The sequence below is a fragment of the Bacillus sp. FSL M7-1020 genome (assembly GCF_038050415.1).
GTDB classification, from domain to species: Bacteria; Bacillota; Bacilli; order Bacillales; family Bacillaceae_G; genus Bacillus_A; species Bacillus_A toyonensis.
On the sequence record NZ_JBBOTW010000001.1, the window covers coordinates 50,074 to 64,436 of the forward strand.

Consider the following 14,363-nt stretch of genomic DNA (forward strand, 5'->3'; position numbering starts at 1 on the left):
GTGTTTTTTATTAGGATTCTAATTTTTTCGCACGTCTTAATAATAATAGAAAGACAATGATAACGAACCCAAGTATAAGGAAGAATCCATATTGTTTTATATAATCAATTACGTCATTTGCACTAGTTGATTTTTCAACGTGGATACCGTCTTTATTAGTAGTAATATGAATATCTTTCATTTTTACTTCATTCGTTTCTTTTTGTAAATCAATCCACTCTATGTTTGGAATACTCTCTAGATCTTTTAATACTTCTTTTAATGGTTTCACACCTAAGTAAGGATGATAGAATGCACCAATAATTCCATCGGATAATTTAGCAACAGATAAAGCACGCTCTTTCATTTGGGCAATAGCTCGTGGTTTATCTTCTTCAATAAATCCAACTGTTTCAGGCATTAATTTCATTCCATGTAGAAATGATGGTGTACTTCTATACGCTGGAGAGTGCATGGATTTCCAAGTTGTATCACTTAACTGCAGTTGACCTACATAAGTTGAAAAGTACTTTGATAAGATTTCATAACCTTTTTGAGACATTGTGTAATGAGGTGCTTCAAATGCGACAGGATATAGTTTAGCATCTACAAGTTCTTGGATACCTTTTTCAATATGATCTGTCGTATATTTTTCTTCAAATGCTTCACCTTTTTTTACATATTGGTTATATGCCTCTATATTTGGGAAATTATCTTTTGTTTTTGGCTTTTCATGCTTCGGTTGACGAATGGGTTGATCAGTTTTTACGTCCCAAAATTCAAACCCTTCACCAGTTTCACTGTCATAAAATTGGTGAGTATAACCATGCATAATAATTGCTGCACCATCATCTTGCATAGAGCGTAAAAGATCGACTAGTTCGGGTTTATCTTTTAAATGTAGTGTTTCACCTGTATCTGGATCTGTATATACAGGAATAACAGTTATCATGTAAGGAATCTTTTTCTTCTTTAATAAGTCGGCAATATCCTGTAATTGATTTATATCTGCAGCTGGGTGAACATCCTCGAGGCGTAAATAGGCTAATTTTTTATTAGTTTCAGGTTTTTGTTGAAAATAAGAAAATAAGCTTTCGCCAATATAATAAGATATCCAATCAAAGAGGTTGGAAGTTGCAACGTAATACGAATTGTTTTGCTGTACAATTAATGGATAAGTATTATTGTCTCTTAAGGCATGGGCAAGAATTGTTCCATTTGTATCAAGTTGTTTAATTGATCTCTCTTCCTCTAATGTATTCTTTAGCTTACGTGTTGGATATTCAATTTTATCAGAGTTTATATCTTCGTTTTTAAGTGTGATGAACGAAAAACGATTAGATAACTGTTCTATGTTTTGACCTAAAACTAGTAGTGGTCCGGGGAAGCTTTCTAGAAATTCTTTTGCTTCAGTAGAAAGTTCTTCTTGTTTTTCACCCATGTAAATAACGTGTGTATACGAAGATTTATCAGTTACTTCAGATAACTGTTTTATATTTTTAATTGTTATATCATTAGTGAAATGTCCTACTTGTGTATTAAGTATTTGGATATCACTTGTAATTTGATCATCATTTGAACTGTATAAAATAAGGACTTTCGACTTTTCGGTTTTTTGTGCGGAAATAGGGACAGGAATTAATAGTAGTAAACTGAATAAGAGTAATAGCCATTTTTTCATATTATTATTCTCCTAGTTTATATTTAGAATTCAATTTACAATTATATACAAAAAATAAGTTATAGTCTATGAAAGTTACATTTTTGCACGTATTTACCAAATGTTTTTTCACAAAATAGGCCTAAAGCATGATGATAATATGTATAGTTATTTGCTATGATAAAAGAGTAAGAGAATGATAGAACATAGGTAATTGTAAAGGGAAGGCTGAAAGGGGACAAATTTCAGCGGAGAAAGAGGTAGAGGTAGTGAAGAAATTCTTTGTAGGATTTTTAGTCGTTCTTGGGGTGTATTTATATTTCCAAGGAAAGTCTGAAGGAATGGATAAGCTAGTGAAAGAGACAAGCTATGTTGATTCAGAAGAAGCAAAACAGATGAAACAAATTATTATAGAGGAAGCAAAGAAAGTAAATCTTCCAGAATGGATACCTCTTACAATTGCCGAACATGAAAGTCGATTGAATCCAAGAAGTATTGGAGACAACGGAACTTCATTCGGATTGTTTCAATTGCACCGTGGTGGTGGACTTGCGCCAGATCATTTAACTGATGAAGAGTTGAAAGACCCACGTACAAATGCACAAATTGCAATGCCGCATTTGGTGAAGGGATATAAGCGCGGGGTGCAAAGAGGCTTGACTGATTTTGCATTATTGAAATATGTAGCGAATACATCAGGATGGCCAGGGAATTTAGGGCCAGAGTGGACGGATAACAATATGAAGTATAACGTTGGATTAGAGAACGTATACTATCGAAATAAAGGTGTACTAAAAGAGTAGGTTTTCGATACCTACTCTATTTTTTTATGGATATTTTTGTCTTCCTGCCTTGTGAAGTACTGCGCTAGTTGTATGTTCACTTCTTCTAGTTTTGTAGAAACTTGTGGTATTTTATATCCTACATACAACGGTGAAACGACAAACCTAGGAACAACTTTACAAATAATTTTTCCGTTTAAGTGATAGAAGAATAAGTTATAACTGCTACACCCTTTATGGAAATCTGTCAGTATGTATCGTACAGTTTGCTGAATGTAATTTGCCATTTCATCTATACATGCAATATCATCAATGATTATATTGAATTCAGTAAAACCGATAATAGGAAGCTCTGAAATATTGAGTTCAATACGTTCATTTTTTTGAACAATTATCCCTTGGAAATTTTCCTCTTCAATATTCTCGAGATAGTCTACATGTTTCATTCCGATAATTTGCATGTGTGCATGATGCAAACTTCCGCCTGAAAATGGACCATGATTTTTGTATAAAATTACAGATGAAAAGTCTTCGTTTTCCTGTAACTTTAACCAATGTTGAATAGAGAAATGAATTAGTTTTCGCATATGCTCTTCTGTATATGTTGCGATATGATCTTCACAATTATCCGTTTCGATTAACACGGTTTGAAATGTATCTTTTAATGTAGGGAATTTATTTTTCAACCAAATAATTGAGCCCTCAGTTTCTAAAATATCCGTTAAATTTTCTCTATCGCAAAATGGACATGCAGCGCTTCTGTTCCGAATGCTTTCTGGTTTTTGTTTACCGATATCGTTTAAAAAATATAGTTGTTGTGTATCCATTTGTATATACCCCTTTAAAATATGTGTAAAAATCCCGCTTAATACATTCGGGGAAAGGAGGAGGAAATCCTTTAAAGTGAATAGGGAAAAATAAAAGACAAGATATCCTCATTACGATAGGGTATCTTGTCTTTTATTTTTTCTTTAATAATGTGTATGGATAATATAGAGTATTTTCACTATGTTTCGTTTTTCTATTTTTTATTGTGTATAAGGCGATTGCTGTACTTGTGATTATAATAATGGCTTTCTTCATATTCATATACCCCTTTTTATTGTTGGTTTAATTCTTGGCTAACTGCCTTTGCATCGACTAAAGCATGTAAGATCATTTTCACCATGTTCATCATATTTCTTCACTCCTTTTTATAGTTCCTTTAGTTCTTTTACAACTGCTTGTCCGTTCACTAATACCTCAAAGATTGCTTTTACGATTTCTTTCATCATGATTGTTTCCTCCTTTTGTTTGTCTCTCTTGTTTACATCTTTATTGTATAGGGAGGCATCTTTTCGTACTATCGCTTTCCATTACGTGAACATAACAGTTTTGTAAGATTTGATGTCACTTATTGAAATGTTTAGTCTATCTTCATTATTTTCAGAAAAATGACTATTCAAACATAAAATAGGGAAGTATAATAAAGAAGTAAGTATTAAATTCCGTACGAAAGGGGTGAATGAGATGAAACGTTCTTTAGCTGCGCGTGCCAAATTTTTAGATTTTATCTATTTTTGTCGTGCGATTTTTCATGATGTAATTGTTAACGGGATACGTCTGCCCTTTTTTAACAATTGCATAGTAGCTATTGAACGATAGAAATCTCTTCACCCATTTTTAATAAACGTGTGAAAAGGGAGCTATTTGGCTTCCTTTTTCTATGTCGAAAATCATGGGGAATGTTTCTTTCCCATGGTTTTTTTATATTGAAAGGAGTACGGAAAATGACAATTTGTAGTGTAAATAATGTAACGAAATCTTTTGGTGGAAACATCATATTTGAAAATATATCGCTTGAAATAAAGAATGGTGAACGTGTTGGTTTAGTTGGCCGTAACGGTAGTGGGAAGACAACAATCTTTGGTCTTCTAACAGGAATGGAGAATGTGGATGCAGGAGCCGTTCATATGAAGAAAGGTACACGTATTGGTCATGTCGCACAAATTCCAAAGTTTGATGAGGGCATGACTGTATACGATGTATTGGGTTCCGCCTTTAAAGTAGAAAAGGAATTAGAAAAAGAAATGCGTGTTTTAGAAAAAAATATGACGGAGGAACGGGAAGCGTCTGCTTTGCAAAAACTGATGGAGAGGTACGGTGTAATTCAAGAAAAATTTACGTTTCTTGGTGGTTATGAAATAGAGGCAAATATTATGAAGGTAGCAAATGGTCTACAAGTGACGGAACTATTCCTCCGATCATTTCTAGAATTAAGTGGAGGAGAACAGACGAAGGTAAGCCTTGCGTATATGCTATTGCAGAAACCAGATTTACTTCTATTAGATGAACCGACAAATCATTTGGATTTATTTGCAGTCGAATGGTTAGAGCAATTTTTAAAAGAATACACCGGAACGGTTATGGTTATTTCACATGATCGCTATTTCCTTGATGAAGTTGTAACGAAAGTTTTTGATTTAGAAGATGGAGAAATTCACGTGTATCATACGAATTATTCTCAGTTTGTTGAGGAGAAGGAAGAAAGGTTGCTTCATGAGTTTCAGGCTTATCAAGAACAGCAAAAGAAAATAAAGAAAATGAAAGAAGCAATTAAGCGTCTACGTGAATGGGCAAATCAAGCGAATCCGCCGAATGAAGGACTGCATAAGAGAGCGAGAAATATGGAACGTGCGTTAGAACGTATGGAGAAGTTAAAGAGACCGATTTTAGAACGAAAACAGATGGGACTTCAGTTTGAAGGGCAAGAGAGAAGCGGGAAAGATGTTGTTGTAATGAAAGAAGTGAGTAAAGGTTTTTCTGACAAACCTTTATTTGAACAAGCGAATTTACATGTTCGTTTTCAGGAGCGTGCGGCTATCGTTGGTCGTAATGGCACAGGGAAGACTACGCTACTAAAATTACTATTAGAAGAAATAGAGCCAGATGCTGGTGAAATTCGGATGGGTAGTAGTGTCAAAATTGGTTATTTATCGCAGCATGCGTACGGAAATATGAAGAGTAATGTATTGGAAGCTTTCAGAGAGTATGTAGCTGTAACAGAGGGAGAAGCAAGACATATATTAGCTAAGTTTTTATTTTATGGTCCAGCTGTGTTTAAGAATGTAACGCAACTGAGCGGTGGAGAAAAAATGAGGCTAAGACTGGCGCAACTTATGTATCAAGACATCAATTTTTTAATTTTAGATGAGCCGACAAACCATCTTGATATTGAATCAAGGGAAGTTTTAGAGGAAGCTCTTGAGCAATATAATGGAACGATTTTAGCTGTTTCACATGATCGTTATTTTTTAAATAAGTTATTTGAAAAGACGTATTGGATTGATGAACGCAAATTATTTGAGTTTGCAGGGAACTATGCATGGGCTCGTCAAAAGTGGGAGGAAAGGATTGAGAAGCAAGTAATAAGGCAGAAACCTCAAGGGAGAAAAAGTATTGAAACAGTCCCTGTAAAAAAGAAAGAAGCTAGGAATATTGAGGGGATTGAAACCGAGTTAATGCGTGTAGAAGAAGATATATATGCACTTGAATGTAAAATGGAACATGTAGCTGATGTTGAAATGCTTGAACAATTGTATGAAGAAAAAACGAAAAAAGAGTTGTTACGAGCGGAGTTATATAATGAGTTAGATAATATTGTGGGGTAAAGAGTAGAAAGCTAATTCCTTTCAGTTTTGCTGAAGGGATTAGCTTTCTTTTTTTATAACTATATTTTACTGTAAGAGATAAATGAAAAAGTGTGTTTCACGTGAAACAGTAACTTGGGTAAATCTTTGTTACGCATCTTGTATAGGTTGTGAAACATATGCAATGATGAGGCAAAATATATATGTTATTAGTAGATTTTCGATAGGATTAATTACGAAAGTAAAGGCTAATTATTTCCCGAGACATAAGTATGTATGATGGAAATCTGAGATTGAAAATAAAAAAGAAAGCAGAGTCACAGCTTTACGCGCTGAACTCTGCTTTCTTTTTGTGTGGTATCTTCTTTTGTTGAAATGATAATAGCGATCCCGAGCATAATAAAAAAAGCTAAAAAGAGGACGAATTTTGGGAAGAAAGGGAATAGTAATAGCGCCCCGACTATCATAATTGTTAATAATACGTAGTGCAGGACATATTGGAATAGGTTGTCCATGTTTTCGCCCCCTTTTTGGTAATTGATTATTAGTATTCTATGTTTCATGCTGAAGGAATAGAAGTAGTTTTTATGTTTTTTAATATAAAATGTGGATGCATAAACTAAAAAACATTAGAAACGATACATATTGAAAACGAAAAGGGACTTATAAAAAAAGCTATAGTAGGGGTTGAGTGAAGATAACTACAACGATATGTAGTTTCCTAAATTAAATAGACAATATTTTTGAAAAAAACCATAAAAATATTTATTTAGAAAGAATTGACAAAATATATTGAAAGTTATAAGCTATTAACCATAAAGTCTACCGGAAAAGTCGGAATAAGATTGTTACCCCTCAAAAACATCTATTTTTTACGATTAAAACCGACTTTTCCGATTGGCTATAAATGTTGCTGTGGGAGGCATACATAAGGCAAGCAGTTCATAAGGTGTAATTATTAAAAAAAAGTTAGGGTGGGGACAATGAAGAAAAAGACGAAAAAATGGGCTGGTGTATTTTCGGTATTAATGAGTAGTTCGCTTGTGCTATCTGCTTGTGGGGGACAGGAAGATAAGGCTTCTACAGAACCGGTTAAACAACAAGATTTAAAAAATATAAAAATTGAAAAGATCGCTGCGACAGATAAAACGAAAGTACCAGATAAAGCGAAGAATAGAAAAGATACGCTAGTAGTTGGTATTAGTAAACCTGGTGGCGTATTTTTACCATATTTCCAACAAAATGGTTGGGATGGAAACGTGACTTCAGTGATTTTTGCATCTCTTGTATCAACGGATAAACAAGGGAAACCAATTCCGGAATTAGCGGAGAAGTGGGACGTTTCTTCTGATCAGTTAACATATACATTCCATTTACGTAAAGACTTAAAATTTAGCGATGGATCGCCATTAACAGCATATGATGTAGCGTTCACATTGACGCTTTTACATGATAAGGCATATGAAGGTGAAATAGATATCTCTCAATATGCGGTTAAAGGTGGTAAAGAATATAAAGAAGGAAAGGCAACTTCTATTGAAGGTATTCAAGTTGTTGATCCACAAACAATTAAAATTACCACTGAAAAAGTTAATTCACAAGCTATATTTGTTTTAGGTGGTACAGTATTATCAAAAGCTTATTACGGAAAAGATTACAAACAAAATACAAGTTTAGATTACTTAAAAGAGTTATATGGAAAACCGATAGCTGCGGGTCCATATAAATTTGAAAAGTATATCCCGGGGCAAGAAGTTCGATTTGTAGCAAATGAAAATTATTATGCGGGCAAACCCAAAATTCCAAACTTCATTTATAAAATTACTTCTGGCGATACGAAGCTTCAATTATTCCAAACAGGTGAGGTTGACTACACTGGCCTAGGTACTGGTGATGAAATTCTTGAACAGGCTAAGGGTTTAGAATTTGCGAATATCCAAATCGAAACAGCAGCGTCATTTAGTTATATTTATATGAATAATAATAAGCCGTACTTAAAGGATAAAAAGGTTCGCCAAGCACTTATTTACGGATTAGATCGTAAAAAATATGTTGATACAGCATTGAAAGGATACGGTACGGTAGCTAATGTACCAATTCATCCAACTTCTTGGGCTTATACGGAAGAAGGAGTTAATAAATATGAATACGACAAAGAAAAAGCGAAAAAATTATTAGATGAAGCAGGATGGAAAGTTGGTTCGGATGGAGTTCGTGAAAAAGATGGTCAAAAATTAAAGCTTTCTTATTTCGGCCCAAGTTCGGCTAAAGATAGTGATTTATTAATTCCAATTGCGAAAGAGAATTATAAAGAAATAGGTGTAGAATTTAATCCAGAATTTATGGACTTTAATACTATGCTTTCGAAGGTAAATAAAGGTGACTATGATTTAGCTTCTGTTTCGACACCGATTACAAGTGATCCGAGTGAAACAGCTGGTGAATATTTGTCTGGTGTCAATGATAAGAGTCTTGGTTATAAAAATGCGAAAGTAGATGAGTTAATTAAAAAAGGTATTGAGACAGTTGATATTGAAAAACGTAAACCTATTTATAAAGAATTATATAAAGAGTTAAGTGATGACCCACCAGTAATTCTATTAAACTACCGTAGAACAATTACTGGTTATAACGGGAATATAAAAGGAATTGACTCTGAAAAATACAATAGTATTAGCGCAAACTTACCAGTTTTATCATTTGAAAAATAACGATAAGGATGTATAAATAGAAGACATTTTTTCATTCGGTTAGTAATGTACCGCTTTGAAAAAATGTTCTTCTATTTTAGGCATAAGATTGGAGAGAAAAAGGGTGAAAACATATATCGTTCGTAGGTTGTTACAAATGATTCCTACACTGTTCGGAACATCAATTGTTATTTTCTTCCTGTTTGCGCTTCTTCCAGGAGACTATATTGATTCAAATCCAAAGATTACACCTGAAAGGGCAGCTGAACTTAGGGAATTATATGGATTAAATAAGCCAATTGTTGAGCGTTATTTTCATTGGTTAGGTAATGCATTGCAAGGGGATTTTGGTTTTTCGCTTCAATATCAGGAACCTGTAACGTCATTATTAAATAAATTTATTTGGAATTCTTTTAGTGTAGCTGTTATTGCATTGTTTTTTATTTGGCTAATTGCACTTATTATCGGCGTATTCTCAGCGACGAAGCAACATTCTTTATTCGATAAACTTGTAACAATTGGTGTCTTTGCAGCAATGTCATTTCCTTCATTTTTTATCGGTTTGTTTTTAATTAAGGTGTTCGCGGTGGACTTTAAGTTATTACCGATAGGCGGAATGATTGATGTCGGGAGTAATTCGACTGGATTAGCTTACGTAATAGAAGTTGCCAAGCATATGGTTTTACCAGTATTTATTTTGACTCTTCTTGGTGTGGGTTCATTAACTCGTTACTTTAGAACAAGCATGTTAGAGGTTGTAAGGCAAGATTACATACGAACAGCACGGGCGAAAGGTTTAAAGGAGAAGACTGTTATTTATAAGCATGCGTTAAAAAATGCAATATTACCGGCGATTACGTTATTAGCATTTGAATTACCAGGTTTATTTTCGGGAGCAATTATTATTGAACAAATTTTTAACTGGCCAGGGATTGGTAATATTCAATTAGAAGCACTAAATTTTCGTGATTATACAGTATTAATGGCATTTACGATGTTTCTTTCTTGTTTAACAATTGTTTCAAACTTTTTCGCTGATATCGTATATGCAGTTGTCGATCCACGTATTCGGTTGAAGTAAGGGGGGATTAGATGGAAACTGTTACAGCAATTACAGAGAAAAAAGAAAAAAAGAGAAGAAATGAATCATCACCATGGCGACAGGCTCTTAAAAAAATAAAGAGAAATAAGATGGCACTCGTGGGGTTTTATGCACTAATGTTTATGTTTTTATTTTGTTTTGTCGGTCCGCTCTTTTCGCCATATGCATCAGGGAAAATACAAGTCGCTTTAATTAACAAACCACCTAGTTTTTCACATTGGCTCGGTACAGATCAATTGGGAAGAGATATTTTAACAAGACTTATGCAAGCAGGACGCATTTCATTAACAATTGGATTAGCTTCAATGGTCTTATCGGTTATACTTGGAGCTTTATTAGGAGCTATTGCAGGTTTTTATCGCGGGATTGTCGACAATATTATTATGCGTCTTGCAGATATTTTAATGTCGATGCCGGGATTGCCGTTGCTTATTATAATGGGAGCTATTTTATCAGAATGGAAAGTACCATCTGATTATCGTCTTTATGTCATTATGATTATTTTAAGTTTAGTAGGTTGGCCAGGACTTGCACGTCTTGTAAGAGGTCAAATTTTATCACTCAGGGAGCAAGCATTTATGCAAGCTGCTGATGTGTTAGGAATGAAAGATTACCGGAAAATTATATATCATTTAATCCCTAATGTTTTACCGATCTTAATTGTTGTATCCACATTAGGTGTTGCAGGCTCTATTTTAGGGGAATCCGCACTAAGCTACTTAGGTCTCGGAGTCGTCCCGCCTACACCATCATGGGGAAATATGATTAGTGCAGCTAACTCATTAATCGATTTCCAAAAGCGTCCGTGGTTATGGATTCCGCCCGGTTTTGCAATTTTTATAACAGTTGTATCAATTAATTTACTTGGTGATGCACTTCGTGATGCGTTAGATCCAAAGATGAGACGGTAGGTGAGGGAATATGAGTAAAGCGGTAGTAGAGCTGAAAGATTTGCAAACACATTTTCAGACAGAAGAAGGAACAGTAAAGGCTGTTAATCATGTTAGCTTTGCAGTTCGAGAAGGTGAAACAGTTTGTGTTGTAGGTGAATCGGGTTGCGGAAAGAGTGTAACGGCGCTATCGATTATGGGACTTATTGCTGAATCAGGAAGTGTAGTAGGTGGAGACATTTTATATGAAGGAAAAAGTCTTTTAGGTATGAAAGAGAAAGAGCTTCGTAGTTTACGAGGAAATGATATTGCGATGATATTCCAAGAGCCGATGACATCGCTGAATCCCGTCTTCACTGTAGGAGAACAAATTGTAGAAACGTTAAGAGAGCATGAATTACTTAGTAAAAATGAGGCGTATAAAAAGGCAATCGAATTAATTCGTAAAGTTGGTATAGCTCGTGCGGATGAAATTGTCCATTCGTATCCACATGAACTAAGTGGAGGCATGTTACAACGCATTATGATTGCTGTTGCGCTTAGTTGTAATCCTAAGTTATTAATTGCAGATGAACCGACAACTGCTCTTGATGTTACGATTCAAGCTCAAATTTTAGACTTACTAAGACAGATAAAAGAGGAATTTAAAACATCGATTTTATTAATTACACATGATTTAGGCGTTGTAGCAGAAATGGCTGATTACGTTGTCGTTATGTATGGCGGAAAAGTTATTGAGGAAGCTCCAGTACTAGAGATATTCCAAAATCCGAAACATCCGTATACGAAAGGTTTGTTGAAATCAAAACCGGTAATGGGAAAACGAATAGATAAACTATATTCTATTCCAGGGCAAGTTCCGAATTTAGTTGGCTTAGGTGAATTTTGCTATTTTAGTGGTCGTTGTGAGCATTGTATGGAAATATGTAAAGAAGAGGCACCAAATTTGAATGTGCACGATGAGAACCATAAAGTAGCTTGCTGGTTATATGAGGAGCGTGCGGAACAATGAGTGAACCATTATTAGAAGTGAAAAACTTAAAGACGTATTTTCCAATTAAGGGCGGCATATTTAGTAGAACGATTGGACATGTAAAGGCAGTTGATGGAGTAAGTTTTACTATTAATAAAGGTGAAGTGTTTGGCCTAGTTGGAGAATCAGGAAGTGGAAAAACAACGATAGGAAAAACAATTTTACGTCTCGTCCAAAAAACGGAGGGAGAAGTAAAGTTTAAAGGGCACGATGTTTATTCCTTATCCAAGGAGGAATTGAGAAAACATCGCCCTAATATGCAGCTTGTTTTTCAAGATCCATTTAGTTCATTAAACCCAAGAATGAGAATTGGAGAAGCACTTGGTGAGCCGATGTTGGCTCACGGACTAGCGACGAAAGAAAATGTTCGTGCAAAGGTGATAGAAGTATTGGAGTTATGTGGTTTAGCTCCGTATCATATTGACCGGTATCCTCATGAGTTTTCTGGTGGGCAACGTCAGCGTATCGTTATCGCAAGAGCTATGGTATTAAATCCAGAATTCATTGTAGCTGACGAACCTGTGGCAGCACTAGATGTATCTATTCAAGCACAAATCATTAATTTATTTAGTGAGTTACAGGAGAAAAAGGGATTATCTTATTTATTCATTTCACATGATTTAAGTGTTGTGGAACATTTATGTACAAAAATAGGAATTATGTATTTAGGAACGATTGTAGAAACGGCACCGCGTGATGAGTTATTTACGAATCCACTTCATCCGTATACAAAAGCATTGTTATCAGCTGTGCCAATACCAGATCCAACAGTGAAGCGGGAGCGAATTATACTAGAGGGGGATATTCCCAGTCCAGCAAATCCACCTTCAGGTTGTCGTTTTCATACACGCTGCCCGTTTGCGACAGATGTTTGTACACAAACGGTACCAGAGTTTCGTAATGTTGGTGAAGATCATTTTGTTGCTTGTCATCATGTATAAAAGAGAAGGACCCTTTCAGAAGTTGAAAGGGTCTTTTTTTTATTTACTAGATAAAGTTTGTTTTAAAACAAATTGCTCGATTGCATGGGCAACACCATGTTCATTGTTTGTTAATGTTACAACGTCACATAATTTTTTTACATCTTCTTCAGCATTTCCCATTGCAACAGATAAACCAGCAACTTCTAACATTGGTACATCATTAAAATTATCACCAATAGCAATTGTATCTTCAATTGGTATATTAAAATGAGCTGCCATCTGCTGTAGCCCATTTCCTTTATGGCCATTCTTATCCATAATTTCTAAATTAGTAGGAGCAGATGCTGTAACCATAATAGCAGTGTCTTCTTGTAACATACTTAATAACTGGGCGCGATGACCTGCATTGAACGTTAAAATGAAGAATTTAGATATTTCGAGTTCTTGATTGTTTACAACATCTTCGATTTTTTGGAAATCAGTAATTAGGTTTGATTTCTTTTGTTTTTCTGTAATTCTTTCGAGTTCTTCTAATGTAACATCTAGCGCATGCTTGTTTTCTTCGAATGCCTGCATCACTTGATCTTGCCATGTAGAAGGAGAGTAAACCCCTTTATTTGTATATAGCTTATATGGAAAACCTTCAGCTTCTAGTAATTTTGCAAGTTTGTACACTTTATCGTTTTGTAAACAACGCGAGTTAATTACTTTTCCATCCACGTAAACAATTGCCCCATTGCTTGCTCCAACTGGAAGAGCTAATTGGTATTCTTCCAATAGTTTTAAAGCATCCTCTTTTGCGCGGCCAGAACAAATCATTACAATATGTCCAGCTTCTTGTGCAGTTTGGATTGCTTGTAAGTTCTCTTTGGAGATTTCAAGATTAGATGATAGTAGTGTACCATCCATATCTAATGCGATTAATTTCAAAATGACCACCTCTTTGTTTTTATTATACATAGTTATATAGAGGAAACATATAAACTTATCTTGGAAAGATAGTATTTTGTCCTATAGTGTACCATCCAGTGAAAACCTAGTAGATTCAACCTTACTTATTAAAGATTCACCTTGATTTGTAACAAAAGTAGAGAGGAATATAGTTATATTTAGGTTTATGACTGTAATGTTACACGAATGTTACAAACGTGAATGTAGTGGGAAATGCATTGAAATAGGGTTTTTAAGGGTGTTTATAAAAAAACGTAAAAAAAATGTAATAAAATTTACGTAATCATATTGCAACGTAATAATAGTTATGTTACATTAATGTTACAAACGTTACGTTATCAAATTCAATGTAACGATAACATAAAAACTATGAAAAAAACATTTCTTAGAAATTACATATAGAAAACTTATTCAAAGGGAGGATAAATGATATGAAAGAGCAAGTATTACAAGTAACAAAAGGTGACTTCGTAGGATCAGCAAGTGGAGCGGTAGTATTAACAGCATTAATCGTATTTCTATCAAGCGTATTAGTATAATAGAAGTTTTGTAACAAAAGATAAATGAAGGGAGAATGAAAGATATGAAAGAGCAAGTATTACAAGTAACAAAAGGTGACTTCGTAGGATCAGCAAGTGGAGCGGTAGTATTAACAGCATTAATCGTATTTCTATCAAGCGTATTAGTATAATAGAAGTTTTGTAACAAAAGATAAATGAAGGGA

At 34.5% G+C, this 14,363-nt stretch carries 15 protein-coding genes; 10 read left to right on the forward strand and 5 right to left on the reverse strand.

All coding sequences use genetic code 11. The annotated features are described in order from the left end of the window. Positions 1–10: 10 nt before the first annotated feature. Positions 11–1,660 carry a DUF2334 domain-containing protein gene (locus MHB70_RS00280; protein ID WP_000759032.1) on the reverse strand — a complete coding sequence of 550 codons (1,650 nt, stop codon included), beginning with the start codon at positions 1,658–1,660 and terminating at the stop codon, positions 11–13. A 248-nt stretch (positions 1,661–1,908) separates the two neighbouring features. Here MHB70_RS00280 and MHB70_RS00285 point away from each other — a divergent pair, with 248 nt between their 5' ends. After that, a complete protein-coding gene (locus MHB70_RS00285; RefSeq protein ID WP_000713241.1) occupies positions 1,909–2,442 on the forward strand; it encodes a transglycosylase SLT domain-containing protein in 534 nt (177 codons plus the stop codon). An 11-nt stretch (positions 2,443–2,453) separates the two neighbouring features. Here MHB70_RS00285 and MHB70_RS00290 read toward each other — a convergent pair whose 3' ends face one another. Both MHB70_RS00290 and MHB70_RS00295 read right to left on the reverse strand, forming a co-directional pair. After that, on the reverse strand, positions 2,454–3,248 hold the full coding sequence (locus MHB70_RS00290; RefSeq protein ID WP_002037820.1) for a DUF4931 domain-containing protein: 795 nt from the start codon (positions 3,246–3,248) through the stop codon (positions 2,454–2,456). A 133-nt stretch (positions 3,249–3,381) separates the two neighbouring features. Beyond that, positions 3,382–3,510: a hypothetical protein gene (locus MHB70_RS00295; RefSeq protein WP_002037821.1), complete on the reverse strand. Its 129-nt coding sequence runs from the start codon at positions 3,508–3,510 to the stop codon at positions 3,382–3,384. 420 nt (positions 3,511–3,930) lie between these two features. On the opposite strand from MHB70_RS00295, the gene MHB70_RS00300 reads away from it, so the two are divergent. Beyond that, positions 3,931–4,065 (forward strand): RAxF-45 family protein, encoded by a 135-nt coding sequence (locus MHB70_RS00300; protein WP_000830640.1) that lies wholly within the window; start codon positions 3,931–3,933, stop codon positions 4,063–4,065. 125 nt (positions 4,066–4,190) lie between these two features. Next, a complete protein-coding gene (gene abc-f / locus MHB70_RS00305; protein ID WP_000150880.1) occupies positions 4,191–6,071 on the forward strand; it encodes a ribosomal protection-like ABC-F family protein in 1,881 nt (626 codons plus the stop codon). 296 nt (positions 6,072–6,367) lie between these two features. On the opposite strand, the gene MHB70_RS00310 is transcribed toward abc-f, so the two are convergent. Then, on the reverse strand, positions 6,368–6,565 hold the full coding sequence (locus tag MHB70_RS00310; protein ID WP_000369250.1) for a hypothetical protein: 198 nt from the start codon (positions 6,563–6,565) through the stop codon (positions 6,368–6,370). A gap of 468 nt (positions 6,566–7,033) precedes the next feature. Between MHB70_RS00310 and MHB70_RS00315 the strand changes: the two genes are divergently transcribed. From MHB70_RS00315 to MHB70_RS00335, 5 genes are all read left to right on the forward strand, one after another. Beyond that, positions 7,034–8,761 (forward strand): ABC transporter substrate-binding protein, encoded by a 1,728-nt coding sequence (locus MHB70_RS00315; protein WP_061530256.1) that lies wholly within the window; start codon positions 7,034–7,036, stop codon positions 8,759–8,761. Between the two features lie 103 nt (positions 8,762–8,864). Next, on the forward strand, positions 8,865–9,821 hold the full coding sequence (locus MHB70_RS00320) for an ABC transporter permease (RefSeq protein ID WP_000860743.1): 957 nt from the start codon (positions 8,865–8,867) through the stop codon (positions 9,819–9,821). Between the two features lie 11 nt (positions 9,822–9,832). Further along, the gene (gene opp4C / locus MHB70_RS00325) at positions 9,833–10,753 is read left to right on the forward strand and encodes an oligopeptide ABC transporter permease (protein WP_000451063.1); all 921 of its coding nucleotides are present in this window, start codon (positions 9,833–9,835) and stop codon (positions 10,751–10,753) included. A gap of 10 nt (positions 10,754–10,763) precedes the next feature. After that, on the forward strand, positions 10,764–11,744 hold the full coding sequence (locus tag MHB70_RS00330; protein WP_000030774.1) for an ABC transporter ATP-binding protein: 981 nt from the start codon (positions 10,764–10,766) through the stop codon (positions 11,742–11,744). Next, positions 11,741–12,706: an ABC transporter ATP-binding protein gene (locus MHB70_RS00335; RefSeq protein WP_001294496.1), complete on the forward strand. Its 966-nt coding sequence runs from the start codon at positions 11,741–11,743 to the stop codon at positions 12,704–12,706. The genes MHB70_RS00330 and MHB70_RS00335 overlap by 4 nt, the downstream gene beginning before the upstream one ends. Positions 12,707–12,745: 39 nt before the next feature. Here MHB70_RS00335 and MHB70_RS00340 read toward each other — a convergent pair whose 3' ends face one another. After that, positions 12,746–13,618 carry a Cof-type HAD-IIB family hydrolase gene (locus MHB70_RS00340; RefSeq protein ID WP_000766429.1) on the reverse strand — a complete coding sequence of 291 codons (873 nt, stop codon included), beginning with the start codon at positions 13,616–13,618 and terminating at the stop codon, positions 12,746–12,748. A gap of 452 nt (positions 13,619–14,070) precedes the next feature. Between MHB70_RS00340 and MHB70_RS00345 the strand changes: the two genes are divergently transcribed. Both MHB70_RS00345 and MHB70_RS00350 read left to right on the forward strand, forming a co-directional pair. Further along, a complete protein-coding gene (locus MHB70_RS00345) occupies positions 14,071–14,178 on the forward strand; it encodes a DUF3948 family protein (RefSeq protein WP_000664237.1) in 108 nt (35 codons plus the stop codon). 35 nt (positions 14,179–14,213) lie between these two features. Continuing rightward, complete coding sequence (locus MHB70_RS00350; RefSeq protein WP_000654250.1) at positions 14,214–14,330, forward strand: DUF3948 family protein; 117 nt, start codon at positions 14,214–14,216, stop codon at positions 14,328–14,330. Positions 14,331–14,363 lie beyond the last annotated feature (33 nt).